The sequence below is a fragment of the Pseudomonas kuykendallii genome (genome assembly GCF_900106975.1).
Taxonomy (GTDB): Bacteria; Pseudomonadota; Gammaproteobacteria; order Pseudomonadales; family Pseudomonadaceae; genus Pseudomonas_O; species Pseudomonas_O kuykendallii.
The window spans coordinates 363,008-388,181 of the sequence record NZ_FNNU01000005.1 but is presented as its reverse complement, the minus strand read 5'-3'; the positions used below and the strand labels follow the sequence as shown (position 1 = coordinate 388,181).

Sequence of the window (25,174 nt, the reverse complement as noted above, 5' to 3'; positions counted from 1 at the left end):
CGCCGACTTTTATGACGCCGGTTTTTCGTCAGTAAAGGTTACAAAGGCTTTGCCGGCCGGGACGGGGCCAGTAGCATCGGCCTTTCATCCCGGAGGAGAGCCGCATGCGCACCAAACTCGATGCCTGCCTGCAGATGGTCAACGGTGTACTGCTGGGCAAGGAACATCAGGTTCGCCTGGCGATGACCTGCCTGCTGGCACGCGGCCATTTGCTGATCGAAGACCTGCCGGGAATGGGCAAGACCACCCTCAGCCATGCCCTGGCGAAGGCTCTGGGCCTGAGTTTCCAGCGTATCCAGTTCACGTCCGACCTGCTTCCCGGGGATATCCTCGGCACCTCGGTGTTCGACAAGGACAGCGGGCAGTTCGCCTTCCATCCCGGGCCGATCTTCGCCGAGCTGGTGCTCGCCGACGAAATCAACCGCGCCACGCCGAAGAGCCAGAGCGCGCTGCTCGAGGCGATGGAGGAGGGCCAGGTGACTATTGAAGGCGCTACCCGGCCATTGCCGGACCCTTTCTTCGTCATCGCCACGCAGAACCCGGTGACTCAGGGCGGCACCTTCGCGTTGCCCGAATCGCAGCTCGATCGCTTCCTGATGCGCCTGTCGCTGGGCTACCCGGCCAAGGGCGCCGAGAAGGCGCTGCTGCTCGGCGAAGCGCGGCGCGACCTGTTGCCGCGCCTGGAGCCGGTCTTCGACCATGCCGAGCTGGCGAAGCTGCAGGAGCTGGTGCCGCAGGTCCGTGCCAGCGATGCACTGGTCGACTATGTGCTGAGGCTGGTCGAGGCCACGCGCAGCCAGCCACAGTTCGCCTGGGGACTGTCGCCGCGCGCGAGCCTGGCCCTGCTCGCCGCCGCCCGTGCCTGGGCGTTCCTCGCCGACCGCGAGTACGTGATTCCCGAAGACGTGCAGGCCGTTCTGCCGGCGGTGGTCGGCCACCGCCTGCGCGAGCGCGCCGATCCCAGCGGGCACGGTGGTGGCGCGCTGGTGCGTTGGCTGCTGACCGAGGTGGCGGCGGTCTGATGGCCGATACCCCACTGCGTCCGCGATGGGATCGCTGGCTGGCCAAACGTATCCCGGCGGCCCAGCGGGTGCGCCTGGATCAGCGGCGCATCTTCATCGTGCCCAGCCGGGTCGGCGCAGCGTTCGGCGTATCCCTGCTGCTCATGCTGCTTGCCGGCATCAACTACCAGAACAGCCTGGCCTACGGGCTGACCTTCCTGCTGGCCTCCGTGGGCATCGTCGCCATCCTGCATACCTACCGCAACCTGGCCGGGCTGGTGCTCAAGGCCGGGGGCGGCGGCGCGGTGTTCGTCGGCGAGCAGGCGCGCTTCAAGGTCCTGCTGGAAAGCAGCGGGCGGGCGCACCAGGCGATCGCCATCGGCTGGCCGCCGGCAGAGCTGCAGAGCCTCGATGTGCCAGCGCTTGGCCTTGGCGAGTGCGAATTGAGCCAGCCGGCGCTGCGTCGCGGCTGGTTGCGTCCCGGTCGGCTGAAGGTGGAAAGCCGCTTCCCGCTGGGCATCCTGGTCGCCTGGTCGTGGGTCGACCTGGACCAGGCGTTGCTGGTCTATCCGCGGCCGCTGCCCGGTGACCTGCCGCTGGCCGCCGGCCGAGGCGACGACGGCGAGGAGTCCGGGAGCCATCAACTGGGCCAGGGCGCGGACGATTACCAGGGCCTCAAGACCTACCAGCCGGGCGACTCGAAACAGCGCCTGCACTGGAAGGCCTACTCACGCGGGCATGGCCTGCTGGTCAAGGAATTCGCCGCGCTCAGCGGTCGCGACCTGCACCTGGACCTGGATGCGCTGGAAGGCGACCTCGAGTCCAGGTTGTCGCTGCTCTGTCACTGGGTGCTGCAGTTCTGCAACGAAGGCCAGGCGTTCGCGCTGCATCTTCCCGGCGTCCAGCTCGGGCCGGACAGCGGCGAGACCCATCGCGAGGCGTGCCTGCGCGCACTGGCGCTGTACGCAAACGAGCAGCGCCCAGGGAACCGCCCGTGAGCACCCGCCGTTCCAGCGTCGCGCAGCCCATCCCGCGGGTGGCATTGACCTGGCTGCTGATCGCCCAGGCGCTGGTGATGGTGCCGCACCTGTTCCATCTGCCTGCCTGGACCATCGCCCTGTGGCTGGTCTGCGCGCTCTGGCGCATCCAGATTTACCGCATGCGCGCGGGCTATCCGAATGCGCTGGCCAAGGTCGTGCTGATGGCCGGCGCCGCGGCCGGGGTATGGTTTTCCCGCGGCAGCCTGATCGGCCTGGATGCCGGCAGCGTGCTGCTGATCTCGGCGTTCGTCCTCAAGCTGGTGGAAACGCGCAGCCGACGCGACGCCCTGGTGCTGGTGTTCCTCGGTTTCTTCGTGGTGGTCACCGGTTACCTGTTCGACGACAGCATGCTCCTCGCGCTGTTCACGCTGCTTTCGGTGAGCGCCTTGCTGGCCTCTCTGATCGGCCTGCAGCAAAGCGCGTTCGCCGAGCGGCCCTGGCCGACCCTGCGCCTGGCCGGCGGGATGCTCGCGCAGGCGTTGCCGCTGATGCTGCTGCTGTTCGTCTTCTTCCCCCGGCTCGGCCCGTTGTGGTCGTTGCCGCAACCGGCGGGCGGCGCTGTGACCGGGCTTTCCGACAACATCGAGCCCGGCGATATCGCCGAGCTCAGCCAGTCCGGCGAACTGGCCTTCCGGGCCAGTTTCGACGGTCCGATGCCGCCCCGCTCGCAGCTCTACTGGCGGGCGCTGACACTGGAGCGTTTCGACGGGCGACGCTGGTCGCAGTCGTCGGTGGCGCAGTACCCGATCGAGCCGCAGTGGCAGAAGCGCGGCGAGGCGCTGCGCTACAACGTCATCATGCAGCCCAGCTCCAGGCCCTGGCTGTTCGCCCTGGATACCGGCGAGACCAGCTTGGAGCGCACCCGGCTGATGAGCGATTTCCGCCTGGAGCGTTATCGTCCGGTGGACAAGTCGCTGTTCTATCAGGTGACCTCATGGCCGGATGCCGTGCGCGAACCCGAGGATTCGCCCCTCCTTCAGCGCCGTGCATTGCAGTTGCCCGAGCAGGGCGAACCGCGCGCCCGTGCCTGGGCCGCCGACCTCAAACGCCGCTATGCCGACCCGCAGGCATTGGTGCAGGCGCTGCTGCAGCATTTCAATCGGGAACCCTACGTCTATACCCTGAAACCGCCGCCGACCGGGGTGGATGGCATCGATGCGTTCCTCTTCGATACCCGCCGCGGTTTCTGCGCGCACTACGCGGGCGCCATGACCTTCGTCCTGCGCGCGGCCGGCATTCCGGCGCGGGTGGTGGCGGGCTACCAGGGCGGCGAGGTGAATCCGGCCGGCAACTACATCTCGGTCCACCAGTTCGACGCCCACGCCTGGGTCGAGTACTGGCTTCCCGAACGCGGCTGGGTGAGCGTCGACCCCACGTTCCAGGTCGCCCCGACACGTATCGAGCAGGGCCTGGAGGAGGCAGTGGCGGGAGAGCGCAGCTTCCTGCAAGGCTCGCTGTTCTCCGCGTTGCGCTACCGCTCCATCGGCTGGATGAACCAGCTGCGCCTGTCCTGGGACAACCTGAACTACGGTTGGCAACGCTGGGTGCTGGCTTATCAGGGCGAGGAACAGGCCAATCTGTTGCAGCGGTGGTTTGGCGCTTTCGATACACGTCTGCTGCTGATTGCCCTGGTCGGTGGCGGTGGGCTGATTCTGTCGGGGGTGGCGCTCGGGCTGTTGAAACCCTGGCGTCGCGAACGCGATCCGCAGCAGCGGGTGTTTCTGGGCTTCGAGCGTCTGCTGGCGCGCCACGGCCTGCGCCGGGCGCGGGGCGAGGGGCCGCGGGCATTCGCCGAGCGTGCCGCCACGGCGCTGCCGCAACAGGCCGAAAGCATCCGCGCGTTCCTCCGCGTCTACGAGGCGCAGCGTTATGCCGGCAGGCCCGGCGCCGTCGGCGAACTGCGTCAGGCACTCACCGGTTTGCGTCGGCGCCTGCCCTGGCGGTTCACCCGCAGCACCCGCTGAAGCGCCGATCAGCCAGCGCAATTGGCGTAACAGCCTTGTCTGGCGCCGGCATCCATCCCCTAAGATGCATCCCTTTCCAGGTCGCAGTGCACAATGATGAGGTGAGCATGACCCTGTTCGAACTGATCCAGGCTGTACGCATGGACCCGAACAACATCCAGGTTCCCAAGGAGTGGGGTCAGGGCCGCGCCGGCTTTGGCGGGCTGGCGGCGGCGCTGGTCTACGAGGCGATGCGGGCGAAAGTGCCGGAAGGCCGGCCGCCGAGATCGCTGGCGATCACCTTCGTTGGCCCTTTGATCTGCGAGAAGCCGGTGCGCTTCGAGGCGGAGGTGCTGCGTGAGGGCAAGGCAGTGAGCCAGGTGCTCGGTCGCGCCGTTCAGGATGGCCAGGTAGTGACCCTGGTACAGGGCAGCTTTGGCGCGTCCCGCGAGTCCGCGGTGAACGTTCCGGCATTGCCGGCTCCGGCCATGAAACCGGTCGAGGAGTGCCAGGAGCTGCCCTACATCAGGGGGATCACGCCGGAATTCGGCCGTCACCTGTCGATGCGTTGGGGACTCGGCGGCTTTCCATTCAGCAACAACCCGTCTCGGGAAATGGGCGGCTGGGTGCGTTTGCGCGGTGAGGTCGATGAGTTGCCGGTGAACGAGGCACATCTGCTGGCGCTCGTCGACGCCTGGCCGCCCGCGCCGCTTTCCCACCTGCGCAGTCCGGTGCCGGGCAGCTCGCTGACCTGGACCATCGAATTCGTCCAGCCGATACCGCCGCTGACCACCCACGACTGGTGCCTGTACCGCGCCGATATCGAACATGCCCGAGACGGCTACGGCCACGTCGCCGCTGCACTGTGGACACCCACTGGCGAACTGGTCGCGTTGAGCCGGCAAACCGTCACGGTGTTTGGCTGAGGCGTCGCGCGTTCAGGGTCGGCGACGCTTCCAGGCACGCCACCAGCCGCCGTTGAGGAGGAAGCGCGGAAAGGTCACGAATTGCTCCAGCAGCACCTCCTGCAGGCATTCCTGATGGGCGTCCATCGCGTGTTGCTCCCGTTTGTGCCCCTGGCGCTGCAGCGCCAGCGCGGCGACCAGCCCGATCACCCCCAGCACCACCGGCAACAGGCTCGCGCCCAGCAACCCGGTGAGCAACAGCAGGCTGGCGACGATGAACAGCGGCACGGCGATCAGGTGCAGCAGCAGGTTGGTCGGGTGACGGTGAGTGGCGGCGTAGTCCGGCGTCGAGCGGGACGGGTATTGCAGGCGCAGGCCCATGGTCGGCATTCCTTGAAGAGATGCCTGAAGTCTAGGGTGCGGCCATGCCGGGCGGCGAATGAGGACTGCCTATGGAGGCCATAGGCAGTTACGCGGAAAGGCTCAGAGCTTCAACTGACGGATCGCACGGCTCAGCTCGCCGGCCAGCGAGGCGATCTCGCTGCTGGTGGCGGCGGAGGAGACGGTCTGCTGCACGGTCTGTTCGGTGACGTCGCGGATGCCCACCACCGAACGGGTCATTTCCTCGGCGACCTGGCTCTGCTGCTCGGCGGCGACGGCGATCTGGGTATTGCTGTCGCGCATCTGCGCCACGGCCTGGGTGATGGCTTCCAGCGCCTCGCCCGCATCGTTGGCCAGCTTCACGCAGTCATCGGCCTTCAGCGAACTTTCCTGCATGAATTCCACGGCGTCGCGGGTTCCGGACTGCAGCGCGCCGATCATGTTGGTGATCTCGTCGGTGGAGTCCTGGACGCGTTTGGCCAGGTTGCGCACTTCGTCGGCGACCACGGCGAACCCGCGGCCCATTTCGCCGGCGCGTGCGGCCTCGATGGCGGCGTTGAGGGCGAGCAGGTTGGTCTGTTCGGCGATGCCGTGGATCACGCTGACCACGCTGCTGATCTTCTGACTGTCGGCCGCCAGTTGCTGAATCATCTCGGCGGTCTGCTGTACGCCGGTGGAGAGCCCGGAAATCGACTGTTTGACCCGGCCTACAACATTCTGCCCGGCGCCGGCCAGCTGGTCGGCCGAGCGCGACTGATCGCGGGTGTCGGCGGTGTGCTGGGCGATGTGGTGAACGGTGGCGGACATCTCGTTGATGGCGGTGGCTGCCTGGTCGGTCTCGCTCTGCTGGCCGAGCATGCCCTGGCGTACCTCGCTCATGCTGGTGGCGAGGCTGCCGGCGCCCTCGTCGAGGCGCGAAGCGGCCTGGGCGACGGTGCTCACCACACGCTGGTAGCCCGCCTGCATGGCATTGAAGGCACTGGCCATGCGGCCGACCTCGTCCTTGCCTTCGAGCGGCACGCGGGCGGACAGATCGCCGCTGCTTTCCACGTGCAGCATCACGTCCTTGAGCATGTTCAGGTGGCTGAGCAGGAAACGGATGAGCAGTTGCGAGGCGGCCAGCAACAGCAGCATCAGCACGGCCACGGCAATGGCATAGGCCGGAGCGCGTTCGATGAAGATATCCAGCAGGCTCGGCGCCCGCGCGAGCAGCGCGACGCGTGCGCCATTCAGGTCGATCACCTGGGCGCCGATCAACGGCTGGTCGCCGAACAGCGAATCGTGCGGCAACTCGATCCAGCCGCTGGCGCGGGTCAGTTCGGCACCGAGGTTGTTCTCCAGGCGGGGCGGCGCGTCCTTGCTGAAGCTCAGCAGGTTGGAAGAGGTGGGCAGGGGCTGCTGCGCTGGCCAGCTGGCGACGATCCGAGCCTGCTCCTGGGCATGGCGCTGCGCATCGACGCTGCGCCCACCCTGTTCCAGGTGCATCGCGTAGAGCACCACCAGCAAGGTAGTGAGGAACGACACTGCATTGAGCGCCCAGAATTTGTACTTCAGAGAAAGGTCGCGAATCCAGACACCCATGGCGTTCTTCTTCTATTCAAAACTGATCGATTGGCAGTGCCAGTATTTTGCCAGCAATGGCTCGTTGGCTGCTGACGATGGTCAAGCCGTCATGACAGGTTAACGGCGGCTAAACCTCAGGCTTGAGGATAGCGACCGATTTATCTCGGCGGCAGCGGAAGGCGGAAAAACTCTCGCGCACAAGCGCTGCTGTGCTCCGCCAGGAGCGCTGGCGACTCCTCGCGGTGGCGCGCCACCACGCCGAGCACTTCGCCGAGATAGCCTGGCTCGTTTCGGTTGCTCTTGGGTTTGGGCCGCAGGCTGCGTGGCAGCAGGTAGGGCGCGTCGCTCTCCAGCATCAGGCGGCCGCGGGGCACTTCGCGCACCAGCGGTTGCAGGTGCAGGCCGCGGCGTTCGTCGCAAATCCAGCCGGTGATGCCGATGTGCAGGTCCAGGTCGAGATAACCGAACAGCGCGCGTTTCTCGCCGGTGAAGCAATGCACCACCGCGGCGGGCAGACGATCGCGATAGTCGCGGAGGATTTCCAGCAGGCGCTGGCTGGCGTCGCGTTCGTGCAGGAACACCGGCAGGTTCAGTTCCGCGGCGAGGGACAGTTGCTCCTCCAGCACCTTTTCCTGCTGCGGACGCGGGGAGAAGTCGCGGTTGAAGTCCAGCCCGCATTCGCCGACGGCGCGCACGCGCGGATCGCCGAGCAGCACGCGCAGCTGGCTCGCGCTGTCGGCGGACCACTGGCTGGCGTCGTGCGGGTGCACGCCGGCGGTGGCGAACAGGCGAACGGCATCCAGGTCTAGCGTCTCGCACAGCAGCAGCGCTTTTTCGCTCTCCTCGACGCTGGTGCCGGTCAGTACCAACTGGCTGACACCGGCCTCGTAGGCGCGATCCAGCACGGCTTCACAGTCATTCGCGAAACTCGGGTGGGTCAGGTTGACGCCGATGTCGATCAGCTCAAGGGGCTGCGTATCAGGATCTTTACTCATCTAATATCTTCAATAAAAACATAATGATAAGAATATTACTTGATGTGCTTTGTCCTGTCGGACTGGCGCCTTTGCACGGCCTGTGAGACTCTCGTCGATCGAGTGGGCGGCCACGGTCGCCGACAGTCTCTCATTCCTGGACGGCTGGAGCCCCTGCATGCAGGCGTTCCGGCCGGGAGATCCGATGACGCGGGCGTTGCTCCTTCTTCTCGGCCTTCTGGCCCTGGCTCCGCTGCCTGCCGCAGCGCGCCTGGCGGGTCAGGCCGAGAACTGGCAGCCGCAGAGCGACGTGCGCGATCTCGCCGATATACGCCGCAGCGGCGTGCTGCGCGTGCTGGTGAACCAGAGCCGCAACACCTCCGGCGAAGTCGCCGGTGAGTCCATCGGCGTGGAGTACAACCGTCTGCGGGCCTTCGAGCAATACCTCAATCGTAACGCCCGCGATGGCAGGACGCTCAGCCTGAAGCTGATTCCGCGGGCCAAGGATCAGTTGTTCGGTGCCTTGCAGCGCGGCGAGGGCGATCTGGTTGTTCCAGGCGAACTGATGGGGATGCGCAACGAGCGTGGTGTCAGCGCCAGTACCGCGGTCATCGACAAGGTGCCTCTGGTGCTGGTCGCGCGCGCGGGCAATCGCTGTTACCAACGGGTCGACCAACTGGCCGGGCGCACCGTCGTCCTGCCCGCCGGCAGTGCGGCCGGCGAGGCGCTGGGCAAGGTGAACCAGGAGCTGGCCCGGCGCAAGCAGAAGCCGATCCTCATCGAATGGGTGGACCCGTCGCTGGCGGTGGAGGACGTGCTGGAGATGGTCCAGGCCGGCATCTATCCGCTCACCGTGGTCGAACGCCCGATTGCCGAGCGCTGGGCCAAGGTGCTGCCGAAGCTGCGCGTCGATCGCAACATCGCGCTGGGCGACGAGGGTCAGGTGGCGTGGTTCGCCAGCCACGATGCGCCCATGCTGCGCGCCAGCGTCGATCGCTTCCTGCAGGGCTATCGCGCACCGGAGAACGGCGACGCCACGTTCCAGCGCGTCTACCGCAGGCTCTACCAGGTACACGATCCATTGGCGCGCAGCGAGCGGCAGCGCCTGGAGAAGGTGCGTCCGGTGCTGCAGCGCTACGCCGATCAGCACGAGTTCGACTGGCTGAACCTTGCCGCGCTGGCGTTCAAGGAATCGACCCTCAACCCGGCGGCGCGCGGCGCCAGTGGCGCGGTGGGGCTGATGCAGATCACTCCGGCGGCGGCACGCACGGTGGGAGTCAACGATGTGCAGTCGCTGGACAACAACGTGCAGGCGAGCGCGAAGTACCTGGCGATGCTGCGCCGCCAGTACTTCAACAGCGGCAGGCTCGACGAGCGCGAGCGGATGGCGTTCGTGCTCGCCGCCTACAACCTTGGTCCGCAACGGGTCCAGGGGCTGCGTGCGGAAGCCAAGCGCCGCGGGCTCAACCCCAATCAGTGGTTCTTCCAGGTGGAGCGCGTGGCCGCCGAGCAGCTGGGCATGGGCGTGGTCAGCTACGTGAATGCGGTGAACAAGTATTTCCTCGCCTACCAGCGCGAGCGCGAACGGCTGGAGCCGCGGCGCACCGCGCTGAGCGCCAACTGACTCAGCGATTGCCGCCGCTGCGGGCCCAGGCGAGTTGCTCGGACGCTTCCAGCCAGCGTATCTCGTCGGCGGCGAAGGACGCCTCGGCCAGCCGCCGGATCGCCACCGCTCGTTCTCCCTGATCGAGTTGCTCGTTCAGCTCGATACGCGCCTTCGATTTGCGAAACGACTGCAGCCGGTGATCCCAGCGCTGAGCCTGTTCGAGCTCGGCGCGCTGTTCGGCGTTCGACAGGCCGCCGCCGTTCTGCTGTAAAGGCGCGGAGTGCAGCGTGGCGGCCAGGCACACCGCGGTCAGCAGCGACAAGGGCAGCAGGCGGCGAGCCGCCGGCGGTTCCGCACGGGAAGCGACCGCGCGCGTATTCCCTGTGCGATAAGGGCGGTGCTCCGCTGGCGAAGCGACGCTGAGGTGCTTCTTCATGGATGGCGACCGATTTCGCGACGCGTCCCCATGGCGCGCCTACCGCATCGGCTTCGCAGGATGCGTGCCAGCTGCAGCAATTTCGGCCTCGATGCCTCTATGACGCGGCCGTTGGCGGCATGGCCAAATGCTGGCCAGGCCGTGTGCCAAACCGTAGGTTGTTACGAGGTGGAACGCGATGCGGCTCGGGGTGCAGCGTTACCCAGCATTTTCGTAGCGCCGGACGCTTGGGTCACGCGTGTGGCTAGACCTGGTCTGCGGATCGCCCGCCGGTTGACAGTGGCGGGCGCGGTTCTCTAGCATTTCACCCCTGCGCCGATTTAGTCAGCTACTTGCGGGGCGCCGGGAGCCCAAAGGCTTCGAAATACCGCTAAAGCGCTGGTTCGGTGATGCCTCTCGCCGCTGCCCAGCGGACCCCGAGGCAGAGATTAATAGACGTGATTCCTTCTCCTTCCAATCTGCGCCTGGCCCCGATCACCTCGAGGCTGCTACCGCGCAACCCCAAGATCCTCCTCGCCGGCGACAACCAGCCGCGACTGCTGCGCTACCTCGACGGCTGGCCGAAGGATCGCAACAAGGCCTGCAACTTCCTCATCCAGTTCGTGCGTGCCGACGAATCCCTGGCCGACCTCGCCAGCGACAGCTTCGATTTCGCGGTACTTCCGGCGCCGGATGCGAAGAACCTGGAAGCCTGCATACACGAGCTGACCCGCGTCGCGCGGCAGGGGCTGATCACCCGTCGCTGAGAGTCAGCGACGGCGCTGCGCTCTCACGGATAGTCGATGGCGACGATGTACCAGGTCTTCTCGCCTGTTGGGGTATGCACCCTCACTTCCGCGTCCAGCGCCTTGCCGACCAAGGCCCGGGCGAGGGGAGAGTCGATGCTGATCAAGTTCTGCTTCAGGTCCAGTTCGTCCGGGCCGACGATCCGGTAGCGCGACTCGACGCCGTCCTCGTCCTCCAGCGTCACCCAGGCGCCGAAATAGACCCTGCCGGCGTCCGCAGGGCGCGCATCCACCACCTTGAGGCTTTCCAGGCGCTTGGTCAGGAAGCGCACGCGGCTGTCGATTTCGCGCAGCATCTTCTTGCCGTAGGTGTACTCGGCGTTTTCCGAACGATCGCCCTGGGCGGCTGCCTCGCTCACCGACTGGGTGACCTGTGGCCGACGCACGTGCCACAGCTCGTGCAGCTCGGCGCGCAGGCGTGCCTCGCCTTCGGGGGTGATCAGTGGGGTTCCGGCGGTGCGCGGTGGGCGATAGCGGCTCATGGGGTTCGCAGCGAGGGTTAGGGCGCGGAGTCTAGCAAGCTCAACCCTCGCGCAGAACGGTCAGCGGGCTGGCATTCAGTGCGCGACGGGTGCCGATCACCCCGGCGCTGCCGACCAGCAGCGCGCCGATCACCGGCAATAGAAGCAGCCACGGGTGCGGATGCCAGGGCAGATCGAAGACCAGCCGGTAGAGCAGGGCGCTTACCAGCTCGCAGCCCAGCGCGGCGAGTACGCCCGCGCAGCCGCCGAGCAGGCCGAACTCAGCGCGGCGCGCCTTCAGCAGCAGCGGTCGCCCGGCGCCCAGCGCACGCAGCAGCGCGCCCTGGCGGATGCGCTCGTCCAGCGTCGACTGCAAGCCGGCAAAGAGCACCGCGAGACCGGCGGCGAGAACGAACAGCAGGACGAACTCCACCGCCGCGGTGACCTGGGCGAGGATGCTGCGCAATTGCGCGAGCAGCGCCTCGACCTGCAGCAGCGTCACGGCCGGGAACTGCCGGGCGAGCCCGACCAGCGCCTTGTCGTTGCCGGGCGGCAGATAGAAGCTGGTCAGGTAGGTGGCCGGCAGATCCTGCAGCGTGCCGGGCTGGAAGATCATGTAGAAGTTCGGCTGGAAGTTGTCCCAATGCACGTCGCGCAGGCTGGTGACCTGAGCCTCGCGCTCCAGCCCACCGATGTTGAAGCGCAGGCGGTCGCCAAGTTTCAGGCCGAGGCTTTCGGCCAGCTGGGTTTCCACCGACAGCCCAGGCAGCCCGCCGGTCGGTAGCCCGCCCCACCAGGTACCGGCGGTAAGCGTGTTGTCGCTGGGCAGGTCCTGCGCCCAGGTCAGGCTGAGATCGCGGCGCACCGCACGATCGCCTTGGGTGTCCTTGCTTACGAGTTCGCGCACCGGCTCGCCGTTGATCGTCAGCAGACGACCGGGAATGATCGGGAACAATGGCGCCGGATGCGGCGACAACTCGGCGAGGCGTGCGGCGAAGGCATCCTTGTCGGCGGGCAGCACGTTGAGGGCGAAGTGGTTCGGCGCGTTCGCCGGCAACTGGTTCTGCCAGGTGTCCAGCAACTCGCCGCGCAGCAGCGCGATCAAGGACATCGCCAGCAGGATCAGCCCGAAGGCCAGCGCCTGGCCGGCCGCGGCGAGCGGATAGCGCAGCAACTGGCCAAGACCCAGGCGCCAGGGCAGCGAAGCCTTCGCCAGCAGCCGACGGAGCCCGCGCATCGCCAGCAACAGCAGGCCGCCGAGCAGCAGCGCCGCGGCGATTCCCCCGCCGAGCAGGGCGAAGGTCAGCATCAGGTCGAGGCTCAGGCGCCACATGATCAGGCCGAGGGCGAGCAGGGCGGCGCCATAGATAAACCATGTGCTGGGTGCCACCGGAAGCATGTCGCGGCGCAGCACGCGCAGCGGCGGAACCCGGCCGAGCGCCGCCAGCGGCGGCAGGGCGAAGCCGGCGAGGGCGACCATGCCGGTGGCGATCCCTGCCAGTGCCGGCCACACGCCACCGCCCGGAAGGGTAGCCGGCAGCATGCCGCGCAGCAGATGGAACAGCCCGTACTGGGCCAGCCAGCCGAGCAGTGCGCCGATGCTGCAGGCGAGCAGCCCGAGCATCGCCAGTTGCATCGCGTAGAGGCCGAGCGCGGCATGCCGCGAAAGACCCAGGCAGCGCAGCAGCGCGCTGGCGTCGAAGCGTCGCGAGGCGAAGCGTGCGGCGGATAGCGCGACCGCTACACCGGCAAGCAGCACCGCCGCCAGGCTGGCGAGGTTCAGGTAGCGTTCGGCGCGGCCGAGGGCGTTGCCGATCTGGCGGTTGCCGTCGCGGGCATCCTCCAGGCGCTGGTTGGGTTGCAGCCGCGGCGTCAGCGTATCGCGGTAGCGCGCCAGGGCCTGGCTGTCGCCGCGCCAGAGCTCACGGTAACTCACGCGGCTGCCAGGCTGGATGATGCCGGTCGCGGCGAGGTCGTCGATGTGCATCAGCACGCGGGGCGTCAGGCTATAGAAGTCGGCACTGCTGTCCGGTTCGTAGGTCAGCACGCGGGTCAGGCGAAGGCTCTTCTCGCCGACCTCGATGGTGTCGCCGACCTTCAACTCGAGCGCCGCGAACAACTGGCTTTGCGCCCAGGCCTCGCCGGGCTTCGGGCCGCCGCCGGAGCGTTCCTCCGCATAGGGCTCGGCCGCGCTCTTCAGTTCGCCGCGCAGCGGATAGGCACTGTCGACCGCCTTGACGCTGGACAGCTGGATGCCGGCATCGGTGGCGATGACGCTGGAAAACTCCACCACCCGGGCATGGTCGAGGCCGAGCGCGGTGCCGGTTTCGACTTGGTCCGGGGACGCTTGCGAGGAGCCGCGCAGGACCAGGTCGGCGCCGAGAAACTCGGTGGCGCGCATCAGCATGGCGCCGTTCAGGCGGGCGCCGAAGTAGCCGATGGCGGTGCTCGCCGCCACGGCGACCAGCAGGGCGAAGAACAGCACGCGCAGTTCGCCGGCGCGGGCATCGCGCAGCGACTGGCGCCAGGCCAGGGCGAACAGGCGGGTCAGAGGCAGGCGTTTCATCAGGGCTCCCGACGATCCACCAGTTGGCCGCCCTCCAGGCGGATCGCCCGGCGGCAGCGCTGGGCCAGGCGTTCGTCATGGGTGACCAGGACCAGCGTGGTGCCGTTCTCCTGGTTCAGCGTGAAGAGCAGGTCGCTGATGTGCGCGCCGGTATGGCTGTCCAGGTTGCCGGTGGGTTCGTCGGCGAACAGCACATCCGGTTCGGCGGCGAAGGCGCGGGCGATCGCCACGCGCTGCTGCTCGCCGCCGGAAAGCTGGCGTGGGTAGTGGGTGAGGCGCTGACCCAGGCCGACGCGGTCGAGCAGGTCGCGGGCGCGTTCACGGGCATCGCGAAGGCCGTCGAGTTCCAGCGGCAACATCACGTTCTCCAGCGCGCTCAGGCTGTCGAGCAGTTGGAACGACTGGAAGACGAACCCGACGTGATCGGCACGCACCTGGGCTCGCTGGTCTTCGTCGAGGTCGTTGAGGCTGTTCCCGGCCAGCGTCACTTCACCTGAACTGGGCAGATCGAGCCCGGCGAGCAGGCCGAGCAGGGTCGATTTGCCGGAGCCGGAGCTGCCGACGATGGCCATGCTGTCGCCGGGCTGCAGGTCGAGGGAGAGGTCGTGGAGGATGATCAGCGCGCCTTCCGCGCTGGGGACCACTTTGCTAAGGTTCTGCGCTTTGAGAATGCTTGCGCTCATGGAGAATCCAATGCGTACGTGGTTTTTCGGTACCGCCATCGCCTTGCTGCTGTGGGCCCAAGGGGCGACTGCCGGCACCCTGCTGGTCGTCGGCGATAGTATCAGCGCGGGTTTGGGACTGGATACCAGCCAGGGCTGGGTCGCCCTGATGGAAAAACGCCTGCAGCAGAAGGGCCTGGAGCATCAGGTGGTGAACGCCTCGATCAGCGGCGACACCAGTGCCGGCGGGCTTTCCAGGCTTCCCGCGCTGCTCTCCGAACACAAGCCGGAGCTGGTGATCATCGAGCTTGGTGGCAACGATGGACTGCGCGGCCAGCCTCCCCAGCAATTGCAACAGAATCTTGCCGCGATGATCGAGAAGTCCAAGGCCAGTGGCGCGCGGGTGCTGCTGCTGGGCATGCGTCTGCCGCCGAACTATGGCGCGCGCTACAACCGCAACTTCGAACAGGTTTTCGCGTCGCTGGCCGAGCAGGAGAAGGTGCCGATGGTGCCGTTCTTCCTCGAAGGCGTCGGCGGCGTGCCGGGGATGATGCAGGCGGACGGCATCCATCCGGCGGCGGTAGGTCAGCCGCGCATGCTCGACAACCTCTGGCCGACCCTGGAACCGCTGCTTTAACGCGCGGCGCCATCTTTTCCGCGCGGGGCCTTTCGGCTAAGGTGGCGGCCCCGTTCTGGAGCCCCCGATGCCGCGTCCCGCCTGGTCTCTGCATGCCTATCAACTGATCGAGCCGGACGAGCAGCTCGACCTGTTCGCCTGTCGCGAGATACGCCTGCATATCGTCGAACGCCAACTCGAATTGAGCGGGCATGCCGATCGCACCCTGTGCGGCGGTTTGCTGCCGGCCATGCCGCGCTGGCGGAGCATGGAGCGGGCTGCGCTGCATGACCGGCGCCTGTGCGCACACTGCAAGGCCATGCTGCAGCAGCACCGGCGCGGCAGCCGCCCCGAATGGTCGATGGCCTGAGCTCGGGCACCCCCGAGGACTCCCCGAGGCAGAGGCCTGCGTGTACAATTTCGCCTCTTTCCCGTCATACCCCTCAAGGATCTTCGGATGTCGTCGCGCGTTCCTGCGGTCGCCTGCTCACTGTTCTTCACCGCGCTGAGTGTCGCGGGTTCCGCCTCCGCACTGGAGCTGCCTCTGCCGCCGCCAGGTGAAGACGTGGTCGGGCAGATTCAGGTGGTCACCGCCAAGTACGAGGACACCTTCGCCGACGTCGGCGAGGCCAACGACCTCGGTTACCTGGAAATGGTCGCCGCCAACCCCGGTGTCGACCCGTGGCTGCCGGGCGCCGGCACCGAAATCATCCTGCCGACGCGCTTCATCCTTCCACCCGGCCCGCGCGAAGGCATCGTCATCAACCTCGCCGAGTACCGCATGTACTACTACCCGAAAGGGGAGAACGTGGTGCACACCTACCCGCTGGGCATCGGTCGCGAGGGCTGGGGCTCGCCGATCACCTTGACCAAGGTGACCGCCAAGACCGCCAACCCGGCCTGGTATCCGCCGGCTTCGATCCGCGCCGAACACGCCGCCGAGGGTGACCCGTTGCCAGCGGTGGTGCCGCCGGGGCCGGACAACCCGCTGGGTCCGTTCAAGTTTAGCCTGAGCCTGCCCGGTTACCTGATCCACGGTTCCAACAAGAAATTCGGCATCGGCATGCGCGTCAGCCACGGCTGTTTCCGCATGCTCAACCAGAACGTGCTGGAGCTGGCCAAGATGGCGCCGGTGGGTACGCCGGTGCGCATCATCAACGAGCCCTACAAGTTCGGCGTCAGCGGCGGAAAGATCTATCTCGAAGCCCATCAGCCGCTGGATGACCACGGTGACCCGTCGCACGTCGACAAGCACACCGCGGTGATCAACACGCTGCTGCAGCGTCAGGACATCGCCGCCAACCAGCAGATGGACTGGGAAATCGTTCGCGAGGTGGTGGCGGCCGAAGACGGCTTGCCGATCGAAGTCGCCGACAGCGTCATGCATGCCGCGAGCCTTCCCGTCGCCCAGTGACACGCCGACAAAAAAGCCCCGCCGTGTATTGCCGGCGGGGCTTTTTTATTGGACGAATCGCAGGCATTAAAAAGCCGACCCAGGGGTCGGCTTCGATAGTCCGGAGACTATTACTTGCGGCTGGCTTTTTCCAGCATACGCAGAGCGCGCTCGTTGGCTTCGTCAGCAGTTTGCTGAGCCTTCTGAGCAGCGGCCATGGCGTCGTCGGCTTTGCGGTAGGCTTCGTCGGCACGAGCCTGAGCGCGAGCAGCGGCGTCTTCGGTGGCGGTCAGACGGGCTTCAGTTTCTTTGGTGACGCTGCTGCAACCGGTAGCCAGAACTGCGGCCAGAGCCAGAGCAGAGAATTTCAGAACGTTGTTCATCGTGTTCCCCTTAAGGTGGACAATCTATTCAAGCAATTTCCCGAACCAGGAAATTTGCGGGCTATATGTTACCTATAACTTGGGCCAAGTAAACGCGGCAAACGCAAGGTATAGGTAGTTTTTTGAAGAAGTTGCGCAGAGAATGCTCTCGGCGCCTTTTTTTGTATAAAAAACAACCAGCTGGTGTTCTTCCAACATATCCGCCCAGTCCGCGGACACTATGCGGCGATGACACTTTTCATTCGCCTAATAGGCAATAGCCAGGAATTCTCCAGCACGTCGGCCTGACCGAGCGATCTCTCCTGTCCTGAAAACGCCCGGTACAACTCCGCGGAGGGTCGCCGTGATCCTCCCGCGTACTGTCGAGTGCACCGTCGGGCATATCGACTATTCACTTGGCCGGCATCGGAGTGTTACAAAGCCAGAACGCCGAGGCATCAACGCCTGTCGAAGTGGCAACGACCGGTCACAGTCTCCGCCAGAATAAGATCAATAAGATTCGGACCCGCCCACGAGGTCCGCCGAGGAGTAAGCAATGAGCGAGGCATTATCCATCCGGCATGACCAGACGGCTCATCAGTTCGAGATCATCGTGGATGGTAATCGAGCCTACCTGGCATACATGGACCTGGGTAAACAGACGCTGGACATCTACCGCACCTTCGTCCCCAACGCCCTGCGTGGACGCGGTATCGCCCTGGCATTGACCGAGCACGCGCTGGCCTACGCCGAGCGCATCGGCTATTCGGTGATCGCTTCCTGCTCCTACGTCGAACGCTACATGGAGCGTCAGGAGAAGCTCAAAGCCAAGGAGTGAAGCAGGTCCAGACACGAAAACGCCGGGCAATGCCCGGCGTTTTTCATTGCCCGATCGCTCAGCCGCGCTGGCGTCTGGGCAGCACGTCCTTGAGCTTCGCGTGCATCCCCAGCAGGGTTTTCTCGGTGGTGTCCCAGTCGATGCAGGCATCGGTGATCGACACCCCGTACTTCAGGTCGCACAGGTTCTTCGGGATCGACTGGTTGCCCCAGCCCAGGTGACTTTCCACCATCAGGCCGACGATGGAGCTGTTGCCCTCGACGATCTGATTGGCGACGTTGTCCATCACCAGCGGCTGCAGCGCCGGGTCCTTGTTGGAGTTGGCGTGGCTGCAGTCGACCATCACGTTCGGGCGGATCTTCGCCTTGGTCAGTTCCTGCTCGCAGATCGCCACGCTCACCGAGTCGTAGTTCGGCTTGCCGTTTCCGCCGCGCAGCACCACGTGGCCGTAGGCATTGCCCTTGGTGGTGACGATGGAGACGCCGCCCTGCTGGTTGATGCCGAGGAAACGGTGCGGGCTGGAAACCGATTGCAGCGCGTTGATCGCCACGGTCAGGCCGCCGTCGGTGCCGTTCTTGAAGCCGACTGCCGAGGACAGGCCGGAGGCCATTTCCCGGTGGGTCTGGGATTCCGTGGTGCGGGCGCCGATGGCCGACCAACTGATCAGGTCCTGCAGGTACTGCGGCGAGATCGGGTCGAGGGCTTCGGTGGCGGTGGGCAGGCCCATTTCTGCCAGGTCAAGCAGCAGCTTGCGGCCGATGTGCAGGCCGTCCTGGATCTTGAAGGAGTCGTCCAGGTAAGGATCGTTGATCAGGCCCTTCCAGCCGACCGTGGTGCGCGGCTTCTCGAAGTACACGCGCATGACCAGATACAGGCTGTCCGATACCTTCGCGGCAAGCGCCTTCAGGCGTTCGGCGTACTCGTGGGCGGCCTTGATGTCGTGGATCGAGCAGGGCCCGACCACCACGAACAGACGATGGTCGCGACCGTCGAGGATATCGCGGATGACCTGCCGGCCATGCGCCACGGTACGTTGAGCCGCTTCGCTGAGAGGGATTTCGCGCTTGAGTTGATCAGGGGTGATCAGGGTTTCGTTGGAGGCAACGTTAAGATCGTCGATCGGTAAATCAGCCATCGTGCTTTTCATCAGGTCGGGTCGTCGGAGCGCGGCTTTCGAGCCGCTCGCGTTCCCCTGCGAGGCGGATCACCGAGGGTCGAGCGCGGGGGAACGGAACCTTACCGCTTAGGCGGGAGCGAGACAATGGGCGATGCGCCTGCGCGGACCGGCGTCAGTGGCGGTCGAAGCTGTCGCGGGAGAATTCCTCGGCATGGGCGCTCATCCATTCCTGAGCGACGTCCTCGATGCCCAGTTGGGTACCCAGCTGTTCCTCGCGCTCGCGCCGATAGCGCTCGATCTGGCAGACCTGCTGCACCATCCGCGCCTTGAACAGGGTGTCCTCGTCGATGAAGGTGATGCCCACCAGGTAACCGCCGGCTTCCTGTTCGCACCAGGCGATCACGCCGTTGCAGGTGGCGTCGTCGCCGAACAGGGGAATGCGCAGTTCGATCGGCGTGCCGTTCTGCAGGCGCTCCGTGCAATTGCACGCCACCCCGCCAAGGCTGATATTGTTCAGCCGCTGTCGCGGCAGGCGCTCCTGGTCGCGCGGCTTCAACTCGATGGGCATGTCGCTGGGGTGACGTAAGAACCGGCGCATGGACGACTCCTGGAATGACACGACGATGGCTGCTGAAGACAGTATAAGAGCCCAGCTCGAGTTGACAGACTTCGACGCGGATCACCGCCTGCTCGACCTGTCGGGCGTTTCGCTGGTGGTATTCACAAGCATCGGTTGTGCCAGTTGCCGCAGGGCGCGTCGCGAGTTGCCCGGCATGGCGTTGCCCGTCGAGCGTCTGTGCTGGGTGGACGCTGGCGACAATGGCGGGCTGGTGGAACGCTATGGCGTTTTCCACTTGCCGGCGTTGTTCGTGATCCGCGACGGCCAGTTCTTTGGCGCATTGCAGGCGCGACTCGAACGCGCTTCCCTTGTTTCAGCCCTGGACGCGGCGTTGGCCGGTCCCGCAGAGGAGCTTCCCTGATGAGCGAAATCCATCGTCCACGCATCGGCATCATCGGCACGGGCGCCATCGGCGGCTTCTACGGCCTGATGCTGGCGCGTGCCGGCTACGACGTGCATTTCCTGCTGCGCAGCGAGTTCGCTGTCGTGAGCGAGCGCGGCCTGCGGGTGGATAGCGCGGTGCATGGCGAACTGCTGCTCAACCCGGTGCAGGCCTACCGGGAGGCTGCGCAGATGCCGCCCTGCGACTGGCTGCTGGTCGGTGCCAAGACCACCAGCAACGCCGACCTCGCACCGCTGATCGCGCAGGCGGCTGCGCCGGACGCCAAGGTGGTGCTGTTGCAGAACGGCCTGGGGGTCGAGGAGGCGTTGCGCCCGCTGTTGCCCGAAGGGCTGCACCTGATCGGCGGGCTCTGCTACATCTGCGCCCACCGTCGTGCGCCGGGGGAAGTGGTGCATCAGGCCCTGGGCGGGGTCAACCTCGGCTATCACTCGGGGCCGGCGATCGACGCGGCAGAGCGCCAGGCGATCCTCGAAAGCGGCTGCGAAATGTTCCGCCAGGCGGGCCTCGAATCCACCGCGATGGCCAACCTAGACCAGGCGCGCTGGCAGAAGCTGGTGTGGAACGTGCCCTACAACGGGCTCTCGGTGCTGCTCGATGCCGGAACCGAGGCACTCATGGGGCAGGCGGACAGCCGCGCGCTGATCCGCTCGATCATGCTGGAGGTTGTGCAGGGCGCCGAGGCCTGCGGCCACGCAATGCCGCCCGGTCTTGCCGACAAGTTGCTGGTCATGACCGAACGGATGAGCGATTACCTGCCGAGCATGTACCACGATCATCTGTCCCGCCGCCCGCTGGAACTGCCGGCCATCTATGCCGCGCCGCTCTCCGCGGCGGAGGCCAAGGGGCAAGACATGCCCTGTACGCGCGCGCTGTATCAGGCGCTGAGCTTTTTGAGCGAGGGGCGCGTCTAGCGCCTTTCTGCGGGGCCGAATGGGGCCGGATTGTCGACGGTCGACCGATGCATGCCATTTTCATATCCGCTGCTAAGCTGTGGCGAGGCCCAATTCGCTCGCAGTCGGAGGGCATATGATCCGGACCATTCTCTACGCCACGGACCTCGGTCTATACGCGCCTTACGTGTTACAGCATGCGGTTTCCCTGGCCCAGGCCTACAAGGCCGAGCTCTACGTGGTGCACGCGGTGGAGCCCATGGGACTGTTCGCCGAGTCGGTGCTGCAGACCTACCTGGACAAGGACACGCTCGAGCGCTTGCGCACCGATGGCTTGGACGTGGTCATGTCGAACATCCAGCAGCGCGTGCTGGAAGGCTTCCGCGACGAAATGGGCGAAGCCTACGAAAACCTGGACCTGATCCGCACGGTGCGGGTGATCCGCGGCGACCCGCCCCAGGTCATCCTCGAACAGGCCCGTGAACTGGCAGTGGATGCAGTGGTACTCGGTGCGCACAGCCAGGACAGCTGTAACGGTACTTCCCTCGGACGCACCGCCACCTGTGTGATGCAACTGGCCGAGGTGCCGGTCTACCTGGTGCCGATGTTGCAGACGCGGGCGCGGGCGGATTTTTGAAATAGCGCGCACTAAATGTGAGCGTGACTATAAAAATCGTCTAGCTTTACACCCTCAACTAATAATATGGTTATAAAAACCTGCCGATGGGCAGCGGAAGAACCACTTGAGGGACAGCCATGAAGCTTCAGCAACTGCGCTACATCTGGGAAGTCGCCCATCACGACCTGAACGTGTCGGCCACGGCGCAGAGCCTGTACACCTCCCAGCCGGGGATCAGCAAACAGATCCGCCTGCTGGAGGACGAACTGGGCGTTGAAGTCTTCGCTCGCAGCGGCAAGCATCTGACGCGCGTGACACCGGCGGGCGAACGGATCATCACCACCGCGGGCGAGATCCTGCGCAAGTGCGAGAGCATCAAGCAGATCGCCCAGGAATTCTCCAACGAGAAGAAGGGCACGCTGTCCATCGCCACCACCCACACCCAGGCGCGTTATGCGTTGCCTCCAGTGATCAGCTCCTTCATCAAGCAGTACCCGGACGTCACCCTCCACATGCAGCAGGGCACGCCGCTGCAGATCGCCGAAATGGCCGCCGACGGTTCGGCCGATTTCGCCATTGCTACCGAGGGCCTCGAACTGTTCGGCGACCTGGTGATGATGCCGTGCTACCGCTGGAACCGCTGCGTGATCGTGCCCAAGGGCCATCCGCTGACCAAACTGCCCAAGCTGACCCTCGAGGGGCTCGCCGAACAGCCGCTGGTGACCTACGTGTTCGGCTTCACCGGCCGTTCCAAGCTCGACGAAGCCTTCAGCCACCGCGGGCTGACGCCCAAAGTGGTGTTCACCGCGGTGGACGCCGACGTGATCAAGACCTACGTGCGCCTGGGGCTGGGCGTCGGCATCGTTGCCCACATGGCGGTCGACGAGAAACTCGATGACGACCTGGTCGCGCTGGACGCCAGCCACCTGTTCGAGTCCAGCGTGACCAAGATCGGCTTCCGGCGCGGCACCTTCCTGCGCGGCTTCATGTGCGACTTCATCGAGAAGTTCGCACCGCACCTGACCCGCGACGTGCTGGCCAAGGCGGTGCAGTGCCACAACAAGGCCGAGATGGACGAGCTGTTCAAGAACGTCGAGCTGCCGGTCTACTGAGCGTCCGCGCCATGAAAAAAGCCTCCCGCCGGGAAGCTTTCTTCGTTCCGCCAGGAGTCAGTGGCTCAGGTGCAGCCCGCACTCGCGGTTGTCCTCGCCCTTGGTCGGGTCGAAGTAGTCGAACTCGTTGGGCAGGTCGTACTTGGTCAGGTACTGGTAGAGGTCCTTCGACGACCAGTGCAGCAGCGGCGCAACCTTGATCAGGCCGTCCGGGTTGAGGCTGATCGGCTCCATCGCCGCGCGCACGGCAGTGTCGGTGGCGCGCAGCGCGGTAAACCACACCTGCGGCGCGGTTTCGCGCAGGGCCCGGGCGAAGGGCTCCAGCTTGACCTCCTCGGTGAACGCCGCGTGACGCGGATCGTCCAGCGCCGGCGTGGCGCCTTCGACGGCTTCGCGATGGGCGCGCGAGCGTTTCGGCAGATAGATGCTCAGGTTGAGGTTCAGCTTGCGGCAGATTTCGTCGGCGCAGCGGTAGGTGGCGGCGGTGTTGTAGCCGCTGTCCATCCAGATCACCGGGATGTTCGGGTCGACGCGGCTGACCATGTGCAGAATCACCGCCTCGAAAGGCCGGAAATTGGTCGTGCAGATGGCCGTCTTGCCCAGGCCCAGGGCCCATTCCACGAGCTTCTCGGCATCGTGGCCGAGTTCGGCGTTGAGGGTGTCCAGATCGAGGCTCATGGCAGGCTCCTGTGATTGAGCGCGGTTCGCGAAGGAGGGCGATGGTACCAGCGGCGCCGGGCGCCAACCACCGCTCCGCGGTCCGATAGCCTTCGCCTGGGCTGGCTGCTAAAGTGCCGCCCCTTCGATAAGCAGTCTTTGGAGACTCCTGTGGAAATCGCCTGTCTCGACCTGGAAGGGGTCCTGGTACCGGAAATCTGGATCGCGTTCGCCGAACAAACCGGTATCGACGCGCTCAAGGCCACCACTCGGGACATTCCCGACTACGACGTGCTGATGAAGCAGCGCCTGCGCATCCTCGACGAGCACGGCCTGAAACTCTCCGACATCCAGAAGGTGATCGCCACGCTGCAGCCGCTCGAAGGCGCGCGAGAGTTCATCGACTGGCTGCGCGAGCGTTTCCAGGTGGTGATCCTTTCGGACACCTTCTACCAGTTCTCCCAGCCGCTGATGCGCCAGCTCGGTTTCCCGGCGCTGCTCTGCCACACGCTGGTGGTGGACGAGAGCGATCGCGTGGTCGGCTATGAACTGCGGCAAAAGGACCCCAAGCGCCAGTCGGTGATCGCCTTCAAGAGTCTCTACTACCGCGTGATCGCGGCCGGCGACTCCTACAACGACACCGCGATGCTCGACGAAGCGCATGCCGGCATCCTGTTCCATGCGCCGGAGAACGTCATCCGCGAGTTTCCGCAGTTCCCCGCCGTGCATACCTTCGAGGCCCTCAAACAGGAGTTCCTCAAGGCCTCCAATCGCAGCCTGACGCTGTAATTCCCGCCTGCCTGTGGCGGGCGACCGCTACAGGGCTTCCAGGGTGCGCAGCAGCACGCGCACCTTGGTCTTGGATTCCTCGTATTCCGCCTGCCAGTCCGAGTCGGCGACGATGCCGCCGCCGCCCCAGCAACTGACCTGACCATCCTTGACCAGCAGGCTGCGGATGGCGATCGAGCTGTCCATCTCCCCGCGTACGTCCAGATAGAGCAGCGAGCCGCAGTAGATCGCGCGGCGCGTTGGCTCCAGCTCGTCGATGATCTGCATCGCGCGGATCTTCGGTGCGCCGGTGATCGAGCCCCCGGGGAAGCAGCCCGCGAGCAGGTCGAGCGCATCGCGGCCTTCGGCCAGCTCGCCGCGTACCGCGCTGACCAGGTGGTGCACGTTCGGATAGCTTTCCAGCGCGAACAGCTCGGGCACCTTCACCGAGCCGATGCGGCAGCTGCGGCCGAGATCGTTGCGCAGCAGGTCGACGATCATCAGGTTTTCCGCGCGGTCCTTGTCGCTCGCCAGCAGCTCGCGGGCCTGTCGTTCGTCTTCGGCGGACGTCGCGCCGCGCGGCCGGGTGCCCTTGATCGGCCGGGTTTCCACCTGGCCTTGGCTGAGTTGCAGGAAGCGTTCGGGCGAGAGGCTGAGGATCGCGCCGCCGCCCGCCAGCGCCTGGTAGGCGGCGAACGGAGTGGGGCAGGCGCGGCGCAACGCGCGGTAGGCCAGCCAGGGTTCGCCCTGGCACGGCGCGCGAAAGCGCTGGGCGAAGTTCACCTGGTAGCAGTCTCCGGCCGCTATGTAGGCCTGGATGCGGGCAATCGCGGAACGGTACTGTTCGGCATCGATATCGGCGCGAAACGCCGCGCGCAGCGAGAACGGCTCAGGCTCGGACGTCGTGGGCTGCTCGAACAGGCGGCACAGCCGCCGGCGTTCGGACTCGGCCAGTGCCGGGTGGAACAGCAACTGGCTGGTGCCGAGCTGGTGATCGCTGATCAGCGCCCAGGCATACAGACCAAGGGTCGCCGTGGGCAGATGCAGATCGTCCTGCGCGCGACTCGGCAGGCGCTCCAGGCCGCGACCGAAATCGTAGCCGAGGTAGCCGATCAGCCCGCCGGCAAAGGGCAGTTCGACGCCCGCCGGCAGCTCGGCCGGGGCCATCTCGGCCAGGGCCTGGCGCAGGCGCTGGAGAAAGGCTCCGGCCGGCTCGTCGGCGGCAGGCGTGAATTCCGCCAGCGGCCAGGCACTGAGGATGTCGAAGCGTCCGCGCTCGGCGTCCGGGCGCCCGGCGTCGAGCAGCACGGCTCCCGGCGCGTCGAAGATCGAGGCGAAGAAGGCGGACGGGTCGGCGCGGTAACCGAGGGCGTGGAGGGAACAGGTCGACATGGGGAGGGGTCAGACGGGCACGGGAGGCGATTGTAGTGCCGCCGTACGCATGATCCTAGCCGCCA

At 65.9% G+C, this 25,174-nt stretch carries 27 protein-coding genes and 1 pseudogene; 15 read left to right on the top strand and 13 right to left on the bottom strand.

Features of this window, described 5'->3' with window-relative positions:
- The first annotated feature begins 104 nt into the window (after positions 1–104).
- The 4 genes from BLV15_RS17730 (at position 105) to BLV15_RS17715 (ending at position 4,910) form a co-directional block, all read left to right on the top strand.
- The gene (locus BLV15_RS17730) at positions 105–1,022 is read left to right on the top strand and encodes an AAA family ATPase (protein WP_090231016.1); all 918 of its coding nucleotides are present in this window, start codon (positions 105–107) and stop codon (positions 1,020–1,022) included.
- Positions 1,022–1,999, top strand: coding sequence for a DUF58 domain-containing protein (locus BLV15_RS17725; protein WP_090231015.1), 978 nt, complete (start codon positions 1,022–1,024; stop codon positions 1,997–1,999). The genes BLV15_RS17730 and BLV15_RS17725 overlap by 1 nt, the downstream gene beginning before the upstream one ends.
- The gene (locus tag BLV15_RS17720) at positions 1,996–4,005 is read left to right on the top strand and encodes a transglutaminase TgpA family protein (RefSeq protein WP_255964486.1); all 2,010 of its coding nucleotides are present in this window, start codon (positions 1,996–1,998) and stop codon (positions 4,003–4,005) included. The genes BLV15_RS17725 and BLV15_RS17720 overlap by 4 nt, the downstream gene beginning before the upstream one ends.
- A gap of 107 nt (positions 4,006–4,112) precedes the next feature.
- On the top strand, positions 4,113–4,910 hold the full coding sequence (locus BLV15_RS17715) for an acyl-CoA thioesterase (RefSeq protein WP_090231014.1): 798 nt from the start codon (positions 4,113–4,115) through the stop codon (positions 4,908–4,910).
- A 12-nt stretch (positions 4,911–4,922) separates the two neighbouring features.
- Here the strand turns inward: BLV15_RS17715 and BLV15_RS17710 are convergent, their stop codons facing one another.
- The 4 genes and pseudogenes from BLV15_RS17710 to BLV15_RS17700 form a co-directional block, all read right to left on the bottom strand.
- Positions 4,923–5,270, bottom strand: coding sequence for an Mpo1-like protein (locus BLV15_RS17710; RefSeq protein WP_090231013.1), 348 nt, complete (start codon positions 5,268–5,270; stop codon positions 4,923–4,925).
- Positions 5,271–5,372: 102 nt separating this feature from the next.
- Positions 5,373–6,128, bottom strand: coding sequence for a methyl-accepting chemotaxis protein (locus BLV15_RS22595; RefSeq protein ID WP_414704003.1), 756 nt, complete (start codon positions 6,126–6,128; stop codon positions 5,373–5,375).
- A 114-nt stretch (positions 6,129–6,242) separates the two neighbouring features.
- Positions 6,243–6,404, bottom strand: a pseudogene (locus BLV15_RS22590) (HAMP domain-containing protein); the annotation flags it as partial.
- A gap of 587 nt (positions 6,405–6,991) precedes the next feature.
- Positions 6,992–7,828: a TatD family hydrolase gene (locus BLV15_RS17700; RefSeq protein WP_090231011.1), complete on the bottom strand. Its 837-nt coding sequence runs from the start codon at positions 7,826–7,828 to the stop codon at positions 6,992–6,994.
- A 184-nt stretch (positions 7,829–8,012) separates the two neighbouring features.
- Here BLV15_RS17700 and BLV15_RS17695 point away from each other — a divergent pair, with 184 nt between their 5' ends.
- On the top strand, positions 8,013–9,431 hold the full coding sequence (locus tag BLV15_RS17695; protein ID WP_090231089.1) for an MltF family protein: 1,419 nt from the start codon (positions 8,013–8,015) through the stop codon (positions 9,429–9,431).
- Position 9,432: 1 nt separating this feature from the next.
- On the opposite strand, the gene BLV15_RS17690 is transcribed toward BLV15_RS17695, so the two are convergent.
- A complete protein-coding gene (locus BLV15_RS17690; protein WP_139210737.1) occupies positions 9,433–9,849 on the bottom strand; it encodes a lipase secretion chaperone in 417 nt (138 codons plus the stop codon).
- Between the two features lie 437 nt (positions 9,850–10,286).
- Here BLV15_RS17690 and BLV15_RS17685 point away from each other — a divergent pair, with 437 nt between their 5' ends.
- A complete protein-coding gene (locus tag BLV15_RS17685) occupies positions 10,287–10,595 on the top strand; it encodes a hypothetical protein (RefSeq protein WP_090231009.1) in 309 nt (102 codons plus the stop codon).
- A gap of 23 nt (positions 10,596–10,618) precedes the next feature.
- On the opposite strand, the gene greB is transcribed toward BLV15_RS17685, so the two are convergent.
- From greB to BLV15_RS17670, 3 genes are read right to left on the bottom strand one after another with little or no spacing between them, the layout of a single operon-like run.
- Complete coding sequence (greB, locus tag BLV15_RS17680; RefSeq protein WP_090231008.1) at positions 10,619–11,116, bottom strand: transcription elongation factor GreB; 498 nt, start codon at positions 11,114–11,116, stop codon at positions 10,619–10,621.
- 40 nt (positions 11,117–11,156) lie between these two features.
- The gene (locus tag BLV15_RS17675; protein ID WP_090231007.1) at positions 11,157–13,661 is read right to left on the bottom strand and encodes an ABC transporter permease; all 2,505 of its coding nucleotides are present in this window, start codon (positions 13,659–13,661) and stop codon (positions 11,157–11,159) included.
- Positions 13,661–14,344, bottom strand: coding sequence for an ABC transporter ATP-binding protein (locus BLV15_RS17670; protein WP_090231006.1), 684 nt, complete (start codon positions 14,342–14,344; stop codon positions 13,661–13,663). Before BLV15_RS17670 ends, BLV15_RS17675 begins: the two co-directional genes overlap by 1 nt.
- A gap of 10 nt (positions 14,345–14,354) precedes the next feature.
- Between BLV15_RS17670 and BLV15_RS17665 the strand changes: the two genes are divergently transcribed.
- The 3 genes from BLV15_RS17665 to BLV15_RS17655 all read left to right on the top strand — a co-directional run bounded on the left by BLV15_RS17665 (position 14,355) and on the right by BLV15_RS17655 (position 16,353).
- Positions 14,355–14,960 carry an arylesterase gene (locus BLV15_RS17665; protein WP_090231005.1) on the top strand — a complete coding sequence of 202 codons (606 nt, stop codon included), beginning with the start codon at positions 14,355–14,357 and terminating at the stop codon, positions 14,958–14,960.
- A gap of 67 nt (positions 14,961–15,027) precedes the next feature.
- The gene (locus BLV15_RS17660) at positions 15,028–15,309 is read left to right on the top strand and encodes a hypothetical protein (RefSeq protein ID WP_090231004.1); all 282 of its coding nucleotides are present in this window, start codon (positions 15,028–15,030) and stop codon (positions 15,307–15,309) included.
- Between the two features lie 87 nt (positions 15,310–15,396).
- Positions 15,397–16,353 (top strand): L,D-transpeptidase family protein, encoded by a 957-nt coding sequence (locus BLV15_RS17655; RefSeq protein WP_090231003.1) that lies wholly within the window; start codon positions 15,397–15,399, stop codon positions 16,351–16,353.
- A gap of 110 nt (positions 16,354–16,463) precedes the next feature.
- Here the strand turns inward: BLV15_RS17655 and BLV15_RS17650 are convergent, their stop codons facing one another.
- Complete coding sequence (locus tag BLV15_RS17650; RefSeq protein WP_090231002.1) at positions 16,464–16,715, bottom strand: Lpp/OprI family alanine-zipper lipoprotein; 252 nt, start codon at positions 16,713–16,715, stop codon at positions 16,464–16,466.
- Between the two features lie 535 nt (positions 16,716–17,250).
- Here BLV15_RS17650 and BLV15_RS17645 point away from each other — a divergent pair.
- Complete coding sequence (locus BLV15_RS17645) at positions 17,251–17,532, top strand: GNAT family N-acetyltransferase (protein WP_090231001.1); 282 nt, start codon at positions 17,251–17,253, stop codon at positions 17,530–17,532.
- 58 nt (positions 17,533–17,590) lie between these two features.
- Here the strand turns inward: BLV15_RS17645 and BLV15_RS17640 are convergent, their stop codons facing one another.
- Together BLV15_RS17640 and BLV15_RS17635 are read right to left on the bottom strand one after the other, a co-directional pair.
- Entirely contained in the window at positions 17,591–18,667 is a 1,077-nt protein-coding gene (locus BLV15_RS17640; protein WP_090231000.1) for a 3-deoxy-7-phosphoheptulonate synthase, read from the bottom strand.
- Between the two features lie 154 nt (positions 18,668–18,821).
- Entirely contained in the window at positions 18,822–19,247 is a 426-nt protein-coding gene (locus BLV15_RS17635; protein WP_090230999.1) for a PilZ domain-containing protein, read from the bottom strand.
- Here BLV15_RS17635 and BLV15_RS17630 point away from each other — a divergent pair.
- From BLV15_RS17630 to cysB, 4 genes are all read left to right on the top strand, one after another.
- Positions 19,246–19,629: a thioredoxin family protein gene (locus BLV15_RS17630; RefSeq protein WP_090230998.1), complete on the top strand. Its 384-nt coding sequence runs from the start codon at positions 19,246–19,248 to the stop codon at positions 19,627–19,629. The genes BLV15_RS17635 and BLV15_RS17630 overlap by 2 nt on opposite strands.
- The gene (locus BLV15_RS17625) at positions 19,629–20,582 is read left to right on the top strand and encodes a putative 2-dehydropantoate 2-reductase (protein ID WP_090230997.1); all 954 of its coding nucleotides are present in this window, start codon (positions 19,629–19,631) and stop codon (positions 20,580–20,582) included. Before BLV15_RS17630 ends, BLV15_RS17625 begins: the two co-directional genes overlap by 1 nt.
- Before the next feature lie 115 nt (positions 20,583–20,697).
- Positions 20,698–21,198 carry a universal stress protein gene (locus BLV15_RS17620; protein ID WP_090230996.1) on the top strand — a complete coding sequence of 167 codons (501 nt, stop codon included), beginning with the start codon at positions 20,698–20,700 and terminating at the stop codon, positions 21,196–21,198.
- 119 nt (positions 21,199–21,317) lie between these two features.
- Positions 21,318–22,292: an HTH-type transcriptional regulator CysB gene (gene cysB, locus BLV15_RS17615; protein WP_090230995.1), complete on the top strand. Its 975-nt coding sequence runs from the start codon at positions 21,318–21,320 to the stop codon at positions 22,290–22,292.
- Positions 22,293–22,349: 57 nt separating this feature from the next.
- Here cysB and BLV15_RS17610 read toward each other — a convergent pair whose 3' ends face one another.
- The gene (locus BLV15_RS17610; RefSeq protein ID WP_090230994.1) at positions 22,350–22,970 is read right to left on the bottom strand and encodes a phosphoadenosine phosphosulfate reductase domain-containing protein; all 621 of its coding nucleotides are present in this window, start codon (positions 22,968–22,970) and stop codon (positions 22,350–22,352) included.
- Positions 22,971–23,120: 150 nt separating this feature from the next.
- On the opposite strand from BLV15_RS17610, the gene thrH reads away from it, so the two are divergent.
- Positions 23,121–23,738, top strand: coding sequence for a bifunctional phosphoserine phosphatase/homoserine phosphotransferase ThrH (thrH, locus tag BLV15_RS17605; RefSeq protein ID WP_090230993.1), 618 nt, complete (start codon positions 23,121–23,123; stop codon positions 23,736–23,738).
- Positions 23,739–23,765: 27 nt separating this feature from the next.
- Here thrH and pabB read toward each other — a convergent pair whose 3' ends face one another.
- Complete coding sequence (pabB, locus tag BLV15_RS17600) at positions 23,766–25,109, bottom strand: aminodeoxychorismate synthase component I (protein WP_090230992.1); 1,344 nt, start codon at positions 25,107–25,109, stop codon at positions 23,766–23,768.
- Between the last annotated feature and the right edge of the window lie 65 nt (positions 25,110–25,174).

Coding starts and splice junctions, on each gene's coding strand:
- BLV15_RS22595 (WP_414704003.1), bottom strand. CDS start 6,128: ATGCTCGGCCAGCAGAGCGAGACCGACCAGGCAGCCACCGCCATCAAC.
- BLV15_RS17710 (WP_090231013.1), bottom strand. CDS start 5,270: ATGGGCCTGCGCCTGCAATACCCGTCCCGCTCGACGCCGGACTACGCC.
- BLV15_RS17630 (WP_090230998.1), top strand. CDS start 19,246: ATGGACGACTCCTGGAATGACACGACGATGGCTGCTGAAGACAGTATA.
- BLV15_RS17675 (WP_090231007.1), bottom strand. CDS start 13,661: ATGAAACGCCTGCCTCTGACCCGCCTGTTCGCCCTGGCCTGGCGCCAG.
- BLV15_RS17650 (WP_090231002.1), bottom strand. CDS start 16,715: ATGAACAACGTTCTGAAATTCTCTGCTCTGGCTCTGGCCGCAGTTCTG.
- BLV15_RS17670 (WP_090231006.1), bottom strand. CDS start 14,344: ATGAGCGCAAGCATTCTCAAAGCGCAGAACCTTAGCAAAGTGGTCCCC.
- cysB (WP_090230995.1), top strand. CDS start 21,318: ATGAAGCTTCAGCAACTGCGCTACATCTGGGAAGTCGCCCATCACGAC.
- BLV15_RS17625 (WP_090230997.1), top strand. CDS start 19,629: ATGAGCGAAATCCATCGTCCACGCATCGGCATCATCGGCACGGGCGCC.
- BLV15_RS17620 (WP_090230996.1), top strand. CDS start 20,698: ATGATCCGGACCATTCTCTACGCCACGGACCTCGGTCTATACGCGCCT.
- BLV15_RS17640 (WP_090231000.1), bottom strand. CDS start 18,667: ATGGCTGATTTACCGATCGACGATCTTAACGTTGCCTCCAACGAAACC.
- BLV15_RS17655 (WP_090231003.1), top strand. CDS start 15,397: ATGTCGTCGCGCGTTCCTGCGGTCGCCTGCTCACTGTTCTTCACCGCG.
- greB (WP_090231008.1), bottom strand. CDS start 11,116: ATGAGCCGCTATCGCCCACCGCGCACCGCCGGAACCCCACTGATCACC.
- pabB (WP_090230992.1), bottom strand. CDS start 25,109: ATGTCGACCTGTTCCCTCCACGCCCTCGGTTACCGCGCCGACCCGTCC.
- BLV15_RS17660 (WP_090231004.1), top strand. CDS start 15,028: ATGCCGCGTCCCGCCTGGTCTCTGCATGCCTATCAACTGATCGAGCCG.
- BLV15_RS17725 (WP_090231015.1), top strand. CDS start 1,022: ATGGCCGATACCCCACTGCGTCCGCGATGGGATCGCTGGCTGGCCAAA.
- BLV15_RS17645 (WP_090231001.1), top strand. CDS start 17,251: ATGAGCGAGGCATTATCCATCCGGCATGACCAGACGGCTCATCAGTTC.
- BLV15_RS17715 (WP_090231014.1), top strand. CDS start 4,113: ATGACCCTGTTCGAACTGATCCAGGCTGTACGCATGGACCCGAACAAC.
- BLV15_RS17730 (WP_090231016.1), top strand. CDS start 105: ATGCGCACCAAACTCGATGCCTGCCTGCAGATGGTCAACGGTGTACTG.
- BLV15_RS17635 (WP_090230999.1), bottom strand. CDS start 19,247: ATGCGCCGGTTCTTACGTCACCCCAGCGACATGCCCATCGAGTTGAAG.
- BLV15_RS17700 (WP_090231011.1), bottom strand. CDS start 7,828: ATGAGTAAAGATCCTGATACGCAGCCCCTTGAGCTGATCGACATCGGC.
- BLV15_RS17665 (WP_090231005.1), top strand. CDS start 14,355: ATGCGTACGTGGTTTTTCGGTACCGCCATCGCCTTGCTGCTGTGGGCC.
- BLV15_RS17690 (WP_139210737.1), bottom strand. CDS start 9,849: ATGAAGAAGCACCTCAGCGTCGCTTCGCCAGCGGAGCACCGCCCTTAT.
- BLV15_RS17695 (WP_090231089.1), top strand. CDS start 8,013: ATGACGCGGGCGTTGCTCCTTCTTCTCGGCCTTCTGGCCCTGGCTCCG.
- BLV15_RS17610 (WP_090230994.1), bottom strand. CDS start 22,970: ATGAGCCTCGATCTGGACACCCTCAACGCCGAACTCGGCCACGATGCC.